The sequence below is a fragment of the Rufibacter glacialis genome, from assembly GCF_008271745.1.
Classification (GTDB): domain Bacteria; phylum Bacteroidota; class Bacteroidia; order Cytophagales; family Hymenobacteraceae; genus Nibribacter; species Nibribacter glacialis.
This window is the reverse complement of record NZ_VKKZ01000019.1, coordinates 93,103-110,455: the sequence shown is the minus strand read 5'-3', so window position 1 is coordinate 110,455 and position 17,353 is coordinate 93,103. Positions and strand designations below refer to the sequence as shown.

At 53.7% G+C, this 17,353-nt stretch carries 15 protein-coding genes; 8 read left to right on the top strand and 7 right to left on the bottom strand.

Annotated elements, in window-relative coordinates:
• Positions 1-57 precede the first annotated feature (57 nt).
• From FOE74_RS05295 to FOE74_RS05285, 3 genes are all read right to left on the bottom strand, one after another.
• The gene (locus FOE74_RS05295; protein ID WP_188686427.1) at positions 58-726 is read right to left on the bottom strand and encodes a carboxypeptidase-like regulatory domain-containing protein; all 669 of its coding nucleotides are present in this window, start codon (positions 724-726) and stop codon (positions 58-60) included.
• Positions 727-827: 101 nt separating this feature from the next.
• Positions 828-1,640 (bottom strand): hypothetical protein, encoded by an 813-nt coding sequence (locus FOE74_RS05290; protein WP_149097562.1) that lies wholly within the window; start codon positions 1,638-1,640, stop codon positions 828-830.
• A 257-nt stretch (positions 1,641-1,897) separates the two neighbouring features.
• Complete coding sequence (locus tag FOE74_RS05285; protein WP_149097561.1) at positions 1,898-3,127, bottom strand: metallophosphoesterase; 1,230 nt, start codon at positions 3,125-3,127, stop codon at positions 1,898-1,900.
• A gap of 149 nt (positions 3,128-3,276) precedes the next feature.
• On the opposite strand from FOE74_RS05285, the gene radC reads away from it, so the two are divergent.
• The 6 genes from radC (at position 3,277) to rny (ending at position 10,420) form a co-directional block, all read left to right on the top strand.
• On the top strand, positions 3,277-3,981 hold the full coding sequence (radC, locus tag FOE74_RS05280; protein ID WP_149097560.1) for a RadC family protein: 705 nt from the start codon (positions 3,277-3,279) through the stop codon (positions 3,979-3,981).
• A 361-nt stretch (positions 3,982-4,342) separates the two neighbouring features.
• Entirely contained in the window at positions 4,343-4,954 is a 612-nt protein-coding gene (locus tag FOE74_RS05275; protein ID WP_149097559.1) for a DUF1684 domain-containing protein, read from the top strand.
• 626 nt (positions 4,955-5,580) lie between these two features.
• Positions 5,581-7,995 carry a phenylalanine--tRNA ligase subunit beta gene (gene pheT, locus FOE74_RS05270; RefSeq protein ID WP_149097558.1) on the top strand — a complete coding sequence of 805 codons (2,415 nt, stop codon included), beginning with the start codon at positions 5,581-5,583 and terminating at the stop codon, positions 7,993-7,995.
• 1 nt (position 7,996) lies between these two features.
• Positions 7,997-8,293: a hypothetical protein gene (locus FOE74_RS05265; RefSeq protein ID WP_149097557.1), complete on the top strand. Its 297-nt coding sequence runs from the start codon at positions 7,997-7,999 to the stop codon at positions 8,291-8,293.
• 175 nt (positions 8,294-8,468) lie between these two features.
• Positions 8,469-8,759, top strand: a complete 291-nt coding sequence (locus FOE74_RS05260) for a cell division protein ZapA (RefSeq protein WP_149097556.1) — start codon at positions 8,469-8,471, stop codon at positions 8,757-8,759.
• Between the two features lie 68 nt (positions 8,760-8,827).
• Positions 8,828-10,420 carry a ribonuclease Y gene (rny, locus tag FOE74_RS05255; protein ID WP_372427066.1) on the top strand — a complete coding sequence of 531 codons (1,593 nt, stop codon included), beginning with the start codon at positions 8,828-8,830 and terminating at the stop codon, positions 10,418-10,420.
• 429 nt (positions 10,421-10,849) lie between these two features.
• Here the strand turns inward: rny and FOE74_RS05250 are convergent, their stop codons facing one another.
• From FOE74_RS05250 to FOE74_RS05240, 3 genes are all read right to left on the bottom strand, one after another.
• Entirely contained in the window at positions 10,850-11,434 is a 585-nt protein-coding gene (locus tag FOE74_RS05250) for a carboxymuconolactone decarboxylase family protein (RefSeq protein ID WP_149097554.1), read from the bottom strand.
• Positions 11,435-11,870: 436 nt separating this feature from the next.
• Positions 11,871-12,428, bottom strand: a complete 558-nt coding sequence (locus tag FOE74_RS05245; protein WP_149097553.1) for a peroxiredoxin — start codon at positions 12,426-12,428, stop codon at positions 11,871-11,873.
• Between the two features lie 46 nt (positions 12,429-12,474).
• Positions 12,475-12,951, bottom strand: coding sequence for a Dps family protein (locus FOE74_RS05240; protein WP_149097552.1), 477 nt, complete (start codon positions 12,949-12,951; stop codon positions 12,475-12,477).
• 200 nt (positions 12,952-13,151) lie between these two features.
• On the opposite strand from FOE74_RS05240, the gene FOE74_RS05235 reads away from it, so the two are divergent.
• Positions 13,152-14,087, top strand: a complete 936-nt coding sequence (locus FOE74_RS05235) for a hydrogen peroxide-inducible genes activator (protein ID WP_149097551.1) — start codon at positions 13,152-13,154, stop codon at positions 14,085-14,087.
• Positions 14,088-14,410: 323 nt separating this feature from the next.
• Here FOE74_RS05235 and FOE74_RS05230 read toward each other — a convergent pair whose 3' ends face one another.
• Positions 14,411-15,181: a DeoR/GlpR family DNA-binding transcription regulator gene (locus FOE74_RS05230; RefSeq protein WP_149097550.1), complete on the bottom strand. Its 771-nt coding sequence runs from the start codon at positions 15,179-15,181 to the stop codon at positions 14,411-14,413.
• Between the two features lie 522 nt (positions 15,182-15,703).
• Between FOE74_RS05230 and FOE74_RS05225 the strand changes: the two genes are divergently transcribed.
• Positions 15,704-17,350 carry a glycerol-3-phosphate dehydrogenase/oxidase gene (locus FOE74_RS05225; protein ID WP_308422677.1) on the top strand — a complete coding sequence of 549 codons (1,647 nt, stop codon included), beginning with the start codon at positions 15,704-15,706 and terminating at the stop codon, positions 17,348-17,350.
• Positions 17,351-17,353 lie beyond the last annotated feature (3 nt).

The following is a 17,353-nucleotide window of genomic DNA, read 5'->3' as shown; positions in this document are numbered from 1 at the left end:
TAGAATCAGGCGCAAAGGTAACTAAAATTTTAAGACCGAGGGAGAAAGGCCGGCCCCTTACCAGCGCGGATCAAAGAAACTGGTGGTATCTCTGAAGAAACGGTTATAGCGCAGGCGCGCCTGCCGCACAGAGTCTTGCCGGATCATGATCCGCTCCAGTTCTTTCTGGCGCTCACGCTCTTCCATGAGCTTAGACACCCGGGTGCGCTGCCGGCCTTCTTTGGAGAACTGCTCATACAGAAAGGTCAAGGGGCTGGTGATGATGTCTGGCGGCGCGGGCGGCCCCGGCGGAATAAGGATGCGCGGCACGGTCACGTTCATGCGGGGTTTGGGCGGAGCCGGTCGGGGCTTCATGTTGCGCAGCACCCGGTCTACTTTCTCCGGTGACATGGGTGACACCTTCACCTCGCGCAGCTGCACGCTTTCCTCCTGCAGCAGAATATTGATCCGCAACTCGGTGACGCTGCGCAGCGAGGGCACGTACTCTTTCTGCCTGAACCCCAGCGCCCGGAACACGAGCGTGTCTGAGGAAGCCATCTGGATTCTGAAGGCGCCCTGCGCGTTGGTGGCCAGCCCCTGCCCGCTGCTTTTCAGGTACACTGACACCCCGGCAATGGGCGCTTTGGTATCTTCCCGCAGTACCTGGCCGCTGACCCAGATACTGTGCCCAGAAGTCTGGGCGATGGCCCTGGGTACCCCCAGCAGACCTGACAAGAAAAAGATCAAAAAGCAGAAACGCTTACCCATAGATGACAAATGGCCGAACATGCAAAGAAAAAGGCTTGCCTTTCTAACGGGCAAGCCTTTCAAAGATACTGAGAGAACGGTTAGTTCTCCAGTTTTATTTTAGTGTCTCCAGACTTGTATTTAACCTCGCCTTTCTCACGTTTCAACTTGGTGTCATCGGTCTTGATCTTAGACTCACCTGGTTCTTTCTTCACTTTTATGTTATCGGTCTTGAGCTTGGTCTCATCACCGTCCCTTTTCACTTTGGTGTCACCGGATTTCAGCTTGGCCTCATCCCCTTCCACCTTCAGCTTAGAACCGTCCTGGGCTTTGTATTTGGCTTCGCCGCTGTAGTATTTCTGGCGGTTGGCCTCATACATCCTAAACTGCTCCGGCGTTAAAAAACCTTTCACTTCCAGGTCTACGTTAGAGTTGATGGTCTCCAGCTCACTGTAGTATTGAGTAGGATAGTCTTCGGGGTAACCCGTCACTTTCATGGCAGGGCTTTGCACGGCCATGCTGCTGTCCATCATGGTATCGTCTTCTACCAGCAGGTCTTCGCTCATGGTGCTTTGGCTGTCAGCGGCCATCCCGGCGCTCCGGTTGGTGCTGCTGTAGCGGGTTTCCAGCTCGTTCATCATGCGGGCCCGGTTGTACATCACCGTACTGATGCGCGCCTTGGTTGCCTCGTCCAGCTTCAGGTCCTGCGAGATCTGGGAAGACATGCGGTTGGCTCTTTCCCGAGATTCCTGCTCATAGTTATAAACGGTGGAAGAATCATTGGTTTCCCCGGCGGCGTTGTCTGGGGTGCTGCTATCGTTTTCCTGCGTTTCAGTGGAGGTGCCGGCGTCTTCGCGGCAAGCGGTAAAAGCCAAGGCTCCGGCCGCCATGATCATCAACATCTGCTTTTTCATAGTAGTCTTCTTTCTTAGTGGAACAACTGGCGCCAAGGAACTTAGCGTGTTCCTGCCTTTGTACGGCACCCAGGAAACCAGGTTTCCCACTGATTGCACATAACCAAGACCGACTATCTACCCTCCATTTCCATAATTCAGCCCTAAAACCAAAAAATTCCTGATTACAGCCCGTTTTAAGCAAAACAAGCTATAATCAGGAATTGTACTCCACCCAAAAACAGGGCCAAAAATAATTTCGGTCCTGCTAAAAGGTTTTATCCTCTCTTGAACTCAATGACGGTGATCTCTGGCAGGAACCCCACCCGGCCGTGGTAGCCCAAGAACCCCAGGCCTACGTTCACATACAGGTACTGCTTTCCTTTCCGGTAAAGACCCGCCCACTGCTTGTACACATACTGCACGGGGCTCCATTTCCAGCCGGGTATGTTCACGCCAAACTGCATGCCGTGGGTGTGGCCAGACAAGGTAAGGTCGATGTCTGGGTATTGGGTGTTCACCTCGCCGTCCCAGTGCGAAGGGTCATGCGAGAGCAGAATCTTGACCGGGTATTTCTCCGTACCGGCGTAGGCCTTGGACAAGATGCCGTACTTGGGGAAGTTCATGCGGTGCCCCCAGTTCTCTACCCCCAGCAAGGCGATCTGCTGCCCATCGCGCTCCAGCACACGGTGTTCGTTCAGGAGCAGGTCCCAGCCGGCGCGGCGGTGGTGGTCTTTCAGGGTGTCCAGGTTCCGGTTGCGGGCCTCGCGGCTCTCCCAGGCCACGTAATCGCCGTAGTCATGGTTGCCCAAAATGGAGAACACGCCGTGCCGGGCCTTGATCTTGGCCAGTGTAGGAACGTACGGCTCTACCTCAGAGGCCACGTTGTTCACAATGTCACCGGTGAAGACCACCACATCAGCGGCTTGTTTGTTGATGATGGCCACCGCTTTCTCCAGCGGCTCCCCGGAGTGGAAACTGCCTGAGTGCATGTCGGTGATCTGCAACAGCCGGAACCCGTCAAAGGCTGGCGGCAGGTTAGGGAACTTGAGGGTCACTTTCTTCACCTGGTAATCATAGGCCCCTTTCACCATGCCCCAGATAAGGGCCGTGAACGGCAAAGCTCCCATAAATAGCGCCAACTGGCTCATGAACCGGTGCCGTGACGCGTCAAACTTAGGGTTCTGGGGCCCGCGCAGGGTATTGGATGCCCATTGCACCAGGCGTACCAGGTCATCCAGGAACAGGAACAGCACTACTACCAGTTTGGAGACGAACAAGATGAAAAGCACGTTGGCCACCTGCATGCGCGCCGGGTTGGGTGCCGACCCTCTGGTGAGCAAGGCCAGCAGCAGCGTACCCAGCGTGAACAGGCTAATGGCCCAGTAAATAACATAGGTGGCTTTTCTGGCCCCCGGGGCAAAAGAAGCCGCCACGGTACGCACGGCCTGGAAAACATAGATATCTATAAGAAGAACTATTAGTAAGGTGATGAGGAGTCTGGTCATATGTCTTTAAAGAGAATTCAGGGAAGCAAAGCTAATTTTCCATAACGCAGGATGTACGTGTAATTGTAAGCAGCCGGTGAACTATTTCTGAGACATAGCACTTGTACAAGAAATTTTTATCCTAAATCTTATAAAATACTTTATCACGTATGTCTACCGCCTACGCCACCGCTCCGCTTTCCATCAAATCTTGGGCCGAAGAAGACCGCCCGCGGGAGAAACTCCTGCTCAAAGGCCGCGCCGCCCTTTCAGATGCCGAACTGATCGGAATTTTAATTGGGTCCGGAACGCCCAGTCTCAGCGCCGTTGACGTGGCCAAACTTATTTTGAACGCCGTGGACCATGACCTGAACGCCTTGGCGCGGCTCACGGTGAAGGAACTGCAGAAGCACAAAGGCATCGGTGAAGCCAAGGCCATCTCCATTGTGAGTGCTCTGGAACTGGGCCGCCGCCGCAAAGAGGCCGCCCCCGCCGTGAAAACCCGCATCACCTGCTCCACGGATATCTACGACTACATGCGGCCGCACCTCCTAGACCTGCCCCACGAAGAGTTCTGGATCATCCTGCTCAACCGGGCCAATACTATCATGAAGAAGATCCAGATCAGCAGCGGCGGCGTGGCCGGCACCGTGGCAGACCCCAAGCTTATCTTCAAGCACGCCCTGGAGAACCTGGCCAGCGCTATTATATTGGTGCACAACCACCCCTCGGGCCAACTTAAACCCAGTGCCGCCGACATCTCGCTGACGAAGAAACTACAGGAAGCCGGAAAAGTTTTAGACCTGCCCATCCTGGACCACCTCATCTTCACCGACAGCAGTTACTACAGCTTCGCCGACGAGGACTTGCTTTAATTGTTGATTGCCGGTTGTTGATTGTTTTTTCTGTGAGGAGAGCCGCTGCAGCAAAGTGGCTATCCTCCTTGTTTTGGGCTTGTTTTCTGTAAAAGGGCCCGGAAGCCGTAGCGGCGTTACACTGTAACGCCGTGGCTCCACACAGCAACGCACGGCCAAAAATACCATGGAACCAAAATTCGCGGGTTAAAAAACTTACCTGCCTAGAGGAGACGCCTTCGTTTCATAGAACCACGGCGTTACCGTGTAACGCCGCTACGGGGGCATTTTCAAGCTGTTTCTTGAAAAAGAGGTCTAAAACGGTTCCTTTGTCTATCGTATCAAATTCTTTCCGAACTTCGCGGCTTCAAAGCTTTGGTTCATGAAAGGATTCAAATACATTATTGTTGTTGGCGTGCTGCTCATTGTGGGCTATCTGGTAAAAGACCTGTTTTTCAACGATGAGAGTTACAACCAGGCCGTCCTGAAGTTCCGCGAGAGCAAAGACCTCACCTTTAGAAGCGTGACCCGGTCTCCGCTGCCGGATTCTCTGCGGCGCGCCTTCAACAAACTCACCTATTACGCCCCCACCCGTGACTATGAGGTAAGCGCTGATTTCACGCCCATAGAGAGCGCGGAACCCGTAGCCATCCCCATGACCACCGGTACCAAGGAACCCTACTTCGTGAAAGGGAAAGCCTCTTTTGACCTGGATGGCCAGACGCACACGCTCACCCTATTCCAGAAAGCGGGCTCGGTGTCAGACACCCTTTTCATCCCCTTCACCGACCAGACCAATGGTTTTGAGACCTACGGCGGTGGCCGCTACCTAGACGCCATCCCCAACGGAAAGACCATTCTCCTGGACTTCAACAAGGCCTACAACCCCTTCTGCGCCTACAACCCAGAGTTCGCCTGCCCCATGCCCCCCGCCGAGAACCGCCTCAAAGTGAAGATACCGGCTGGAGAGCAAGAATTTGCCAAGAGGGACTAGTTGCTAGTGTTTAGTTGTCAGTATTTAGTTACTAGCGATTCGCATCTGGTTTTTCTACCCTGGCACTGCTGACGTTCCAAGGTTGCAGGAACTATAGTTTTGGCCTGATTTCCCAAAAGCAGCCTCCAAATGCATTACTGGGGTTCCTTCTCCCCCAGGGAGAAGGCTAGGATGAGGGGGAAAAGCCCCTAACGGCGAAGGCCCTTACTATAAAACAAATGTACGGACAGGTCGCGACCTGTCCTATGCGGTTCCGGCCGTAGAGAAGCCTCTACCTAGAAACCACCGCCCCCCTCACCCTAGCCCTCTCCCAGAGGTAGAGGGAAAACCGCTTTATCCACCGCCTATACCGCTCCCTCCAAAGACCTCGTAGCGTCCGGAGGACCTGCGAGCGTCTGCGCCAGTACCGTTTCAGCCCCGTTTTTCCAAACCTGCCTGAAAAACGGGACCGGCAGAAAACTGCCTTTCCTTCCCATTAACATTCCAGAACCGCCACCCCCACCCCACAAAAAATCACTCCTTTACACCCATGTTTACCAGTTTTTGGTAATTTTGAAAATTGTAGCCCTAAAACGGCTTCGGGGGCGGCGTGGCTGCACCTATCCTTTTACAGAGAAAGTAATACCATGCGCATATCACTGGATTGGCTCAAGACTTTAATCAACATAGATAAACCTGCCCCGGAAGTGGGTCAGCTCCTCACAGATGCCGGTCTGGAAGTGGAAGGCATTGACACTGTTGACGTGGTGCCCGGCGGCTTGCAGGGCCTGGTCATTGGCGAGGTGCTTACCTGTGCCAAACACCCAGACGCCGACAAACTGAGCGTGACCACCGTGGACACCGGCGACGGCGAGCCCAAGCACATCGTGTGCGGCGCGGCCAACGTGGCTGCCGGCCAGAAAGTGATTATTGCTACCGTAGGGGCCACCTTGTACCCGGCCGGCGGCGAGCCTTTCCAGATCAAGAAATCCAAGATAAGAGGGGCCGTGTCTGAGGGCATGATCTGCGCCGAGGACGAGATCGGGCTGGGCACGGACCACTCCGGCATCATGGTGTTGGATACCGATCTACCCAACGGCACCCCGGCGGCCCAGTTCTTCGGGATGGCCTCTGACGAAGTGTTTGAGATTGGTCTGACGCCTAACCGCGCCGATGCCGCCTCACACCTGGGCGTGGCCCGTGACTTACAAGCGCTGCTTAAGACCCCTTACCAATTGCCAGACCTGAGCGGTTTTCAGGTAGCCAATACCAGTCTGCCTATCTCCGTGGAGATTGAGAACCTGGAAGCCTGTCCGCGTTACGCCGGCGTGAGCATCTCAGGCGTGACCGTGCAGGAGTCGCCGAAATGGTTGCAGCAGCGGTTAAGAGCCATTGGGTTGTCACCTATCAATAACGTGGTAGACGTGACCAACTACGTGTTGCACGAGTTGGGTCAGCCCATGCACGCCTTTGACGCCGCCAAGATCAAAGGAGGCAAGATCATTGTGAAAAACGCCACAGAAGGAGCCAAGTTCACCACCCTGGACAGCGTGGAACGCACCCTTCGGGCAGAGGACCTGACCATCAGCAACGCCGAGGAACCCATGGTACTGGCCGGCGTGTTCGGGGGCTTGCAAGCCGGTGTGACCGAAGCCACGCAGAACATCTTCCTGGAAAGCGCTTACTTCGCCCCGGCCGGTATAAGAAAAACATCTCAGACGCACGGCCTCAAGACCGATTCCTCGTTCCGCTATGAGCGCGGCACGGATCCCAATATGGTCATCACCGCTCTGAAAAGAGCCGCCCTGTTGATTCAGGAAGTAGCGGGTGGCGAAGTTTCGTCTGAGATCGTGGACGTATACCCTACCCCGGTACAACCTACCCAAATCAGAGTGAGTTACGCGCGGGTAAACCAGCTCATCGGGCAGCCCATCGGCGAAGCCAGAATCAAAGAGATCTTAACAGACCTGGGCATTGGCATTGAGGAAGAAACTGCGGAAGATTTGCTCTTGTCTATTCCGCCGCACAAGGTAGACGTGACCCGTGAGGCCGACGTAGTGGAAGAGGTGCTGCGGATCTACGGCTACAATAACATCCAGCTGAGCGAGAACCTGGCTTCCAGCTTCCTGGCTAAATTCCCGAACCCCGATCCGGAGGTCATCACCAAGCGCATCGCGGATGCCTTGGCTGCTAACGGCTATCTGGAAACCATTACCAACTCGCTCACCAACTCTAACTACTACAAAGACGCTGAGGGCAATACCCCGGCTGAACTGGTGCCTATCCTGAACTACAACTCAGAGGACCTGGACGCCATGCGCCTGACGCTCGTGTACTCGGGGCTAGAGGTGCTGCGCCACAACATCAACCGCCGCCAGCGTGACCTGAAGGTGTTTGAGATGGGGAAGGTTTACCGCAAAGACGGCGAGAAATACAAAGAGAACAACTACCTGGCCTTGTTCATGACCGGCAACCGCGCCGCAGAAAGCTGGCAACAAGCCACCGCCAAGGCCTCTTTCCATGATTTGGCCGCGCAGGTACAACAGGTACTCACGCTGTGCCGCCAACCCAACTATAGCACGCAGCCCACGCAGCACCCGTACCTGGCTGGGGGTGTAACCTACCAGAAAGGCGATGTGACCTTGGGCCATCTTGGTTTGCTGAAGGAAAGTGTGTGCAAGCAGGTAGACGTGAAAGAGCAAGTGTGGTACGCAGAGCTGAATTGGGATTATTTATTGCGCAACTACAAAGACAAGCTAGTGTTCGCGGAGTTGTCTAAATTCCCGGAGGTACGCCGCGACCTGTCATTAGTGGTGGAAAAATCCGTATCTTTTGACCAAATCCGGCAAGTGGCCCAGCGCGTGGAGCGCAAGCTGCTGCAGGAGGTGAACGTGTTTGACGTGTATGAGGGGGACAAGATTGAGGCCGGCAAAAAAGCCATTGCCATCAGCTTCACCCTACAGGACCAGAACCAGACGCTCACTGACAAAGTCATTGATTCTACCATGAACCGCCTGATGCAACAGTTTGAGCACCAGTTAGGAGCCGTAATCCGGAAGTAAGATGCCCAACCAATCCACCCTTCAGCAGATACAGTCCATAGAGGGCAAAGTGCGCCAGTTGGTACAGCAGTACCAGGCGGGCCAGGAGCGGCTACAGGCGGCCCATCAGGAAATAGCGCGCCTGCAGCAAGTGATCCAGGAAAAGGACGCGGAGATAAAAAATTTTCAGAATCAAGATAATATTAGTAAAATTGTACAAACCATAGCAGTAGACACTACCAATTCAACGGAGTTGAAGCTAAAAATAAACGAGTACTTGCGCGAGATTGACAAGTGCATTGCTTATTTAAGAGATTAGGGAAACGGGCTGTCTGGTGGCGATTATTGTTTGTTCTCTCTTTAGGCGTGCGTGCACGCTGATACACCAATTAGAACCTTAGGCTTGACATGCGGAACCTTTACCTTTTTACCACCTCGCAGGGCAACCTTTCAACAAACAAGCGCGCCACGGCAGCACTTAACAGCATCTGGACATGAGTGAGTTATCTATACGCATCAAGATAGCCGACCGCGAATATCCAATGCGGGTAAACGAGGACGAGGAAGAAAGGCTGCGGCAAGCCGGGAAATACCTGAATGAGCGCCTGAGAATGTTCAGGGAGCAGTTCGGGATCCATGACAAGCAGGATCTGCTGGCCATGATCGCGCTGGAAACCGCCGCTGATAAAATCAAGACGGAAGACGCCGCCGTAGAAACCCAACTGACGTTGGAGGAAAAACTCTCTTCTTTAAACCAACTGCTCTCCTCTCTGCAGCTCGGATAACACACCTTCCGCTCCAGTTCCATTGGCTCAGTGTCATTGCTGTACTTTAACCCTTTAAAGTTATAGTCATGACTATTTATATCATTTTAGCAGCCCTGGTGGGCGCGGGCATCGGCTTCTACGCCGGGCGCGTCTTGCTGCTCAAGCTCTTCAAAGAGCAGGAAGAACAGGCCACTGAACGCGCCAAACTCATCATCCGCGAGGCGGAGGTGAAAGCCGAGACCCAGAAGAAAGACAAGATGCTGGAAGCCAAGGAGCATTTCCTGAAACTGAAAGCCGAGCACGAGGAAGAAGCCAACCGCAAGAAGAACATCATCATCCAGAATGAGAACAAGGTAAAGCAGCGTGAGCAGTTCCTTACCAAGCAGCAGGAAGACCTGAAGAAGAAAGAGCAGGAAACCGATGTTCTCAAAGAGAAACTGAACCAGCAGCTGGAAGGCTTCAACAAGCGCAAAGAAGACCTGGAAGCCCAATACCGTGACAAGCAAGCCAAGGTAGAGCAGGACCACCATGAGATCCTGAGCCGCCTGGAGCGCATCGCCAACCTGTCTGCCGACGAAGCCCGTGAGCAACTGGTGGAAAACCTCAAGTCTGAGGCCTCTACCCGCGCTTCTTCCTACATCAAAGACATTGTGGCCGAGGCCAAGCTCACCGCTACCAAAGAAGCCAAAAAGGTAGTGATTGAGACCATCCAGCGTACCGCCGCCGAGCACGCCATTGAGAACTGCGTCTCTATCTTCAACATTGAGTCAGACGACATCAAAGGCAAGATCATCGGTCGGGAAGGTCGTAACATCCGGGCCCTGGAAGCCGCTACCGGCGTGGAGATCATTGTAGATGACACCCCGGAAGCCATCATCATCTCTGGTTTTGATCCGGTAAGACGTGAGATTGCCCGTCTTTCTTTGCACCGCCTCGTAGCCGATGGTCGTATTCACCCGGCCCGTATTGAGGAAGTGGTGTCTAAGACGAAGAAAAGCATTGAAGAGGAGATTGTGGAGATCGGTGAGCGTACTGCAATAGATTTAGGTATCCACGGTCTGCACCCGGAACTGATCAAGATGGTAGGCCGCATGCGCTTCCGTTCCTCTTACGGTCAGAACTTGCTGCAGCACTCAAGAGAAGTAGCCAACCTTTGCGCCACCATGGCCGCTGAATTAGGTTTGAACGTAAAGCACGCCAAACGTGCCGGTCTGCTACACGACATCGGGAAAGTAACGACTGAGGAGCCGGAATTGCCGCACGCGATCATTGGCATGCAGCTGGCCCAGCAGTACAAAGAGCACCCAGACGTGTGCAACGCCATTGGTGCCCACCACGATGAGATTGAGATGACGGCCATGATCTCGCCTATCATCCAGTCCTGTGACGCCATCTCCGGCTCCCGCCCTGGTGCCCGCCGCGAGATCATGGAGTCGTACATCAAACGTCTGAAAGAACTGGAAGAGACCGCCCACTCGTTTGAGGGCGTGAACCAGTGCTACGCCATCCAGGCCGGCCGTGAGCTGCGCGTGATGGTAGACGCTGACAATGTAACCGATGAGCGCGCCGCCCAGCTTTCTTTTGACATCTCGCAGAAGATTGAGAAAGAGATGCAGTACCCCGGCCAGATCAAAATCACCGTGATCCGGGAAATGCGCTCTGTTTCCTACGCGAAGTAGTGATTAGTTTTTAGTTGTTAGCTTCCTATATAAAGGCTGATTTCTGAAAAACCCATAGAAAACGCCCGTTGCTGCCAAGCGACGGGCATTTTCATTTACCCGCAGGGGCAATCCCTTGTGGTTGCCCTTGCCCCAAACCTGAGAAGGGTAACCACAAGGGATTAACCCTACGTGATCGGGTATCGTGGAGATCGGGTATCGTGGAGACAAGGCATGCCTTGTCTCTACAGGATGAATATAGCCCACCTGGTGGAACATTTGTAGAGACAAGGCACTGCCTTGTCTCCACGCATTGCCGATCCACGTATTGTAACGCCAAAACAGGTAACCATAAAAAAAACCGCAATAGAGCTTACCCTACCGCGGTTTCTTGACCCACTGCCCTTTGACGGGCCAGCGGGGTATATTATGTATTAGTTGAAGGAGAAACTATCGGATGACCTTGCTCACGCCTACCACTACGGCGGCAATACGCACGGCATCAAAGATTCGTTGCTCTGAGGCGCCTAATTTGCGCACGCTTTCCTCATGCGAGGTCACGCAGCGCTCACAGCCGTTGATGGCCGAGATGGCCAGGCTCACCAGCTCAAAGAACTCTTTGCCGGTCACGGGGTTCATCATGATGTTCATTTTCACCTTAGGGGCAGCAGCCTCATAAAAATCGGTGTGCATGAAGTGCTTGAAGCGGTACAGGATGTTGTTGGTGCTCAGCAGGGAGGTGACCGCGACGGCCTCGGCCAGTTCAGCATCAGTGGCGCCGTGAGAGGCCGCCAACGTACGGAAAGACTCGGTCAAGGTGTTGTTCTCCTCGTTCACGGCCGCCGACAGGGCCAGCAGGTAGGCTTCTTTGGAAGTTACATTCTCTGACTGCAGCGCGGTTTTGAGGTTGATGCGCAAGTCTCTGAGGTACTTGGAGTCACCGGTGACTAATTGGTCCAGACGTGCGAAAGACTGGTCAGAAAGACCCAGGTCTTTCAGGAAATCTTGTTGGGTTTCTTGTATGACGGAAAGCATGGCTTTTATAGTTAATAGTGATCCGTTGAAAGTGATTAGGGCAATTGCCTAGAGCGTTACTTGACAACTTTTGTCCAACGCTATTTGTAGGAATGGTTGCTCTATCTTGCGTGAGGGATAGCAGCGGAAAGCCCACAGGGCGAGGCACGAAGCCCGAGGACTTGCAGCGCATAGCCCGACCCGCAGGGGCACGCCCAAAAAGAATTCTGAGTTCTGAGTCGTGTTCAGGAATTCAGGACTTGGCTCCTTTCAAGGCTGTTTGGGAGCTGTTTTTTTTGGAAACAGGTGAGAAAGGAAGGCCCCGCGTTGGGCAGGTCAGGCCATTCCTTTCGCCTGAAATTAACAACTAAACAAGCGGTGTTATATAAACCGGCAACAGGTGGGTAGACAGGGACAGACATTTCCTCCTACCCCTACAGGTGCCGGCGGAGTAGGTTTAAACAGCTAACGTGGCTTCGCCTTTTTTCCAGTTACACGGGCAAAGCTCATCGGTCTGGAGGGCGTCTAGCACGCGCAGCACCTCGGCTACGTTACGACCCACGCTCAACCCGTTCACGCTCACCCACTGGATAATGCCCTGCGGATCTACAATGAAGGTAACGCGGTAGGCTACTTTCTCCTCGGCGTCCAGAATGCCTAGCTCCTCGGCCAGGGATTTGGAGGTGTCGGCCAGCATAGGGAACCGGAGACCGCGCAGATCGTCGTGGTCACGGCGCCAGGCGGCGTGCACGAACTCAGAGTCAGTGGAGGCGCCAATCAATTGGCAGTCGCGGTCGCGGAATTCGTCATAGTTCTTGTTGAACTCGGCAATCTCCGTAGGGCACACGAACGTGAAGTCTTTGGGCCACCAGAACATTACCAGCCATTGGCCATTGTCGCGGTGCTCCTGGTGGGTGATGGTTCTAAACTCTTGGTCTCTCTCTAAAGAAACAACAGCTTTTTTGGAAAAGGCAGGGAATTCTGCCCCAACAGATAAAACTCGGTTTTGGTACATGGTATATAAAGGTTAAAAGGAAATAAAGGGTTTAGCGCGAGGTGGGTTAGGAGGCCTGGAAGGCGTTCAGCATCCAGAGCGTTTTCTCCAGGGTGTTCAGGTCATCTGAGATAAGCCCCTGGGTTCCCTCATCGTCCAGTTCTGAGGCCAGGGCCAGCACTTCGCGCTCTAATTGGATGATCTGCCCTATGTTCTCCACGGTGGCGCCCACGGTGTCTACATCTGAGGTAAGGCCTTTTCTTTCCTGCACGGAAGAGGTAGCCAGGAAATCAGAGAAACTGTGCAGAGGCACGTGGCGCAGGGTCAGGATCCGTTCAGCGATCTCGTCAATGGTTTCAAAGGCGGCCGTGTATAACTCCTCAAACTTGGCGTGCAGCGCGAAGAAGTTCCCGCCCTTGATGTTCCAGTGGAAGGCCCGCAGGTTTTGGTAGTACACGTGGTAGTTGGCCAGTAATTCATTCAATTTAACCGCCAAATCTTTGGTGTCTCTGCGTTCCAATCCTAATTCGTTGTGTGATTCCATAGTAATGTGAATGGTTAGAAATTCATGTTGTTCTGACTAACCATACGGCAAAGGTGCCCCAAACGATTTTATAGAACAAATTGATAGTATTTATACTATTATAGAACAAAACTATTACCTTTGCCTATCACCTGTAACCGGCGCTTTTAGCCTGCTTTATAAAAAACCGGCTGGAAACCATTCCACCCCCCTTTTGCCTCATGACCCTTACCCAACTGGAATACCTGCTTTCGGTAGACACTTACCGCCACTTTGCCACCGCCGCCGAGAAATGCTTTGTCACGCAACCTACCCTGAGCATGCAGTTGCAGAAACTGGAGGAAGAACTGGGCGTGCAGGTGTTTGACCGCAGCCGCGTGCCGGTGCGCCCCACCGAGTTAGGCAAAGAGGTCATTGCGCAAGCCCGGGTGGCCGTAGCCGAATTCAAAAAGATAGAGGAATTGGTGAAGGTGCAGCGCGACGGCATCAGTGGGGAACTGCGCATTGGCATCATCCCTACCCTGGCGCCGTACCTGGTGCCGCTGTTCATCACCGCATTCATCCAGAAGTACCCGCAGGTGCACGTGTCTATCCAGGAAATGGTTACCAGCTCTATTGTGGAAAAGCTTCGGCTGGAATTGCTGGACGTGGGCCTGCTGGTCACCCCGCTGCACGACAAGACCATTCTGGAGGTCCCGCTGTTCTACGAGGCCTTTGTGGGCTACCTGCACCCCTCGCACCCGCTGTCAGCGCAGCAAGAGATCACCGCTGAAGAAATTGACCCCGCTGATCTGTGGCTCCTGAACGAAGGCCACTGTTTCCGGAGTCAGGTGCTGCAGCTCTGCAACCGCGCCAAAGACACCCGCAACGTGCAGCTGGACTATGAGAGCGGCTCGCTGGAGACCCTGAAGCGGATTGTGGAAACCCAGAGCGGCATGACCCTGCTACCGGAACTCTCAGTGCAGGAACTGTCAGCGGAAAAACGCGCCATGGTCAGGCCTTTTGTGGAACCGCAGCCGTTGCGGGAGGTAAGCCTGGTGGTGCACCGCAGCTTCCTGAAGAAGAAGATGATTGAATCGCTCAGAGATGAGATCCTGGCGCACGTGCCTACTGGCCTTAAGGAACGGAACCCGGTGCGGGTGGTGAAGATCAAGTAATCCGTTTCAGGCTTGTTTTCAGGAAATAGGCTTGAAACGGTTTCCAGCTTTACCCTCAAGGGCCGGTTCTTTCACGCAACTGGCTTTCACGGGCAACTTGCAATCTATCGGTGCCAGAAGTCTACTGCAAGGCGAAAAGTTCTGGGGTTCCCGTTGTGAATTTCACTAAGCATAAGTCAACGGCGAACAGAACACCATAGCCCCCACCCGGGATTTCCGGCCCGTATTTCACAAAGCATAAGAAAAGTGCAGGATGAGGCTTTTTCTGGGCAAAGGCTCTTTAGGGTCTGTTTCTGTGAAAACAGGGGTAAAACGGGCGCAGGTTACACAATGGTGACTTTCACGCCCATGCCTTGCAGGGTGTTGAGCGTGTGCTCAGAAATACCTTTGTCGGTGATGATATGGTCAATATCCTCAAACCCGCCAATGCGCCCAAAACCACGTTTCCCAAACTTGGAGGAGTCCGCGAGCACAATGGTTTTCTGCGAGATATTGATCATGTGCCGGTTCAGGCGCGCCTCCATCACGTTGGTGGTGGTCAGCCCGAAGTCCAGGTCAATGCCGTCTACGCCCAGAAACAGCTTGCTGCAGGAAAAGTCAGCCAAGATGCTCTCGGCGTAAGGCCCCGTCACGGAAGAGGAACTGCGCCGCAGGATTCCGCCCAATTGCATCACCTCCACCTCAGGGTGCCGCAGCAATTCCAGGGCCACGTTCAGCGCCGAGGTAATGACCATCAGGTTCTTGAGGGTATTGGGCTGAATGCTCTTGGCCAACGCCATGACGGTGGTTCCGGAAGCAATCAGGATAGAGTCATTGGGCTCTATCAGTTTGGCAGCTGCCTGCCCTATGCGGCTTTTCTCATTGATCTGGATGTGCTCTTTCTCATTGACCGGGCGGTCAATGGTATAAGGGTTGTTCTGAGTGGCGCCGCCGTGGGTACGGAACAGCAGGCCTTTGTCCTCTAGCAGTTTCAGATCCTTTCTAATGGTCACCGAAGACACACTCAGCTCCTCACACAATCCTAAAACCGTCACCTGGCCCTCCTGCTGCAGTTTTCCAAGTATATGTTGATGCCTTTCGGTTATATTTACCATTCGTACCAGAATCAAAATGAAAGCAAAAGAAACAATTTTAGGTTTCTGTTCCAAGACTACCAGAACCATTCCTCTTTACCAGCGCAAAGATTTCTCCTCTCTTTTGGTGAAACCAGCCCCTAAACAGAGGCTTGCCTACCGGCAGCCCCCTCCCGCACCTCTTGCCAAGCCAGCCAACCCCCTTTCCAGCCCTGTTCCGCCGGGGCGAGTTGTTATCCCTCTAAGGTAAAACAAAGGGTACTATTTTGGCCATCAGGCTAAAAGGGCAGAAACCACCTTGCGGCACGGACTTGTAAAGCACCCCCGGGGTTTCCAAGCCCTTTTTAGAAAGCCAGCCACTAAACAACTTCTACCCTTACCTAGGGTACATGGCAACTCTTACTCCGGGTGCATTATGAATTCCTCAAAAAGGGAAGAAGTCTACATTATAATTTTATTTAATTTCATTTGCTTTTCATAAATGGGAAACATAATTTTAAAACGAAAGAAAAAGTAAGTGATATTTTAGTAATCAAAAGCCGCGTGAAAGAAAACGAACCTAATAGCCAGTTTTTCAAAAGAGAGCTATTCCTGGAGGAGGTAAAAAACCATGCTGCTGCATGGGATATGATTGTGATTGGGGGCGGCGCTACTGGTTTAGGAGTTGCCCTTGATGCCGCATCACGTGGATTCAAAACGCTTTTGCTGGAACAGGCCGACTTTGCCAAGGGAACCTCCAGCAGAAGCACCAAACTAGTGCACGGTGGGGTACGGTATCTGGCGCAGGGAGATATAAAATTGGTATATGAAGCGCTTTATGAGCGCGGGCTCCTGTTGCAGAATGCCCCTCACCTAGTCAATATCCAATCTTTTGTGATCCCGAACTACACCTGGTGGAACGAGATGCTGTACGGCGTAGGCCTCACGGTATATGACTTGATGGCCGGGCGCTACCGCTTCAACAAAACCTCGCTTTTGTCTGGGAAGAAAGTAGCCAGGCTGTTGCCCAATATCCAGGCTAGGGGTCTGAAAGGCGGCGTCCAGTATTTTGACGGGCAGTTTGATGATGCCCGTCTGGCCTTGAACCTGGCCCAGACCTGCGCTGAGCAGGGCGGCGTGCTGCTGAATTACATGCCGGTGGTCAGCCTACTGAAAGACAGCAACGGCAAGGTAGCGGGCGTGAAAGCCAAAGACCTGGAATCTGGGCAGGAGTACCAGATAAAAGCCAAAACGGTGGTCAACGCCACGGGGGTTTTCGTGAATGAGGTATTGGAGATGAATGCCCCGGCCCAGCCCCCCCTGGTACGCCCCAGCCAAGGCGTACACGTGGTGCTGGACAGTTCCTTCCTGGCCGGCGACAATGCCTTGATGATCCCGAAAACCCCAGACGGACGGGTGCTGTTTGTGGTTCCCTGGCACAAACACCTGCTGGTGGGCACCACTGACACGCCTCTTGACCAGAATAGCCTGGAACCAAGGGCCCTGGAGCAGGAAATAGATTTCATTCTGGAAACGGCCGGCCAATACCTGGTCCGCAAACCTTCCAGAAAAGACGTATTGAGCGTTTTTGCCGGATTACGGCCATTGGCGGCCCCCACCAAGAACACCAACAGCACCAAAGAGATCTCCAGAAGCCACAAGTTACTGGTAGCCCCCTCTAACCTGATCACCATCACGGGTGGTAAATGGACCACCTACCGGAGGATGGCCCAGGACACGGTAGACCAGGCCATAGCCTTGGGCATTCTGCCCCAGAAGCCCTGCGTCACCGCTACCCTCAAAGTCCACGGGTTTGCCGCGCCCCAGACCAAATCTGAGCACCTCTCCATCTATGGGGCAGATAGAACCTTTATCCAGGCGTTGGTCAAGCGGTTCCCTGAACTGGGCCAGCCTTTGCACGAGCGGTTCCCCAACCTTGCCGCTGAGGTAGTCTGGGCCACCCGCAATGAGATGGCCAGAACCGTGGAAGACGTGTTGGCCAGAAGAATGCGCATCCTGTTCCTGGACGCCCGGGCCGCCATGGACATGGCCCCTGAAGTAGCCAGGTTAATGGCCGAAGAGCTAGGGCACGGAGAGGATTGGCAACACCAGCAACTGGAAGATTTCATGGCCCTGGCCGCAAATTACCTGTTGGAGCCCTACACCCCCGCCCGTAAGGCGTCTACCCCTTTGCTCAGCTATAAAAACTAATGA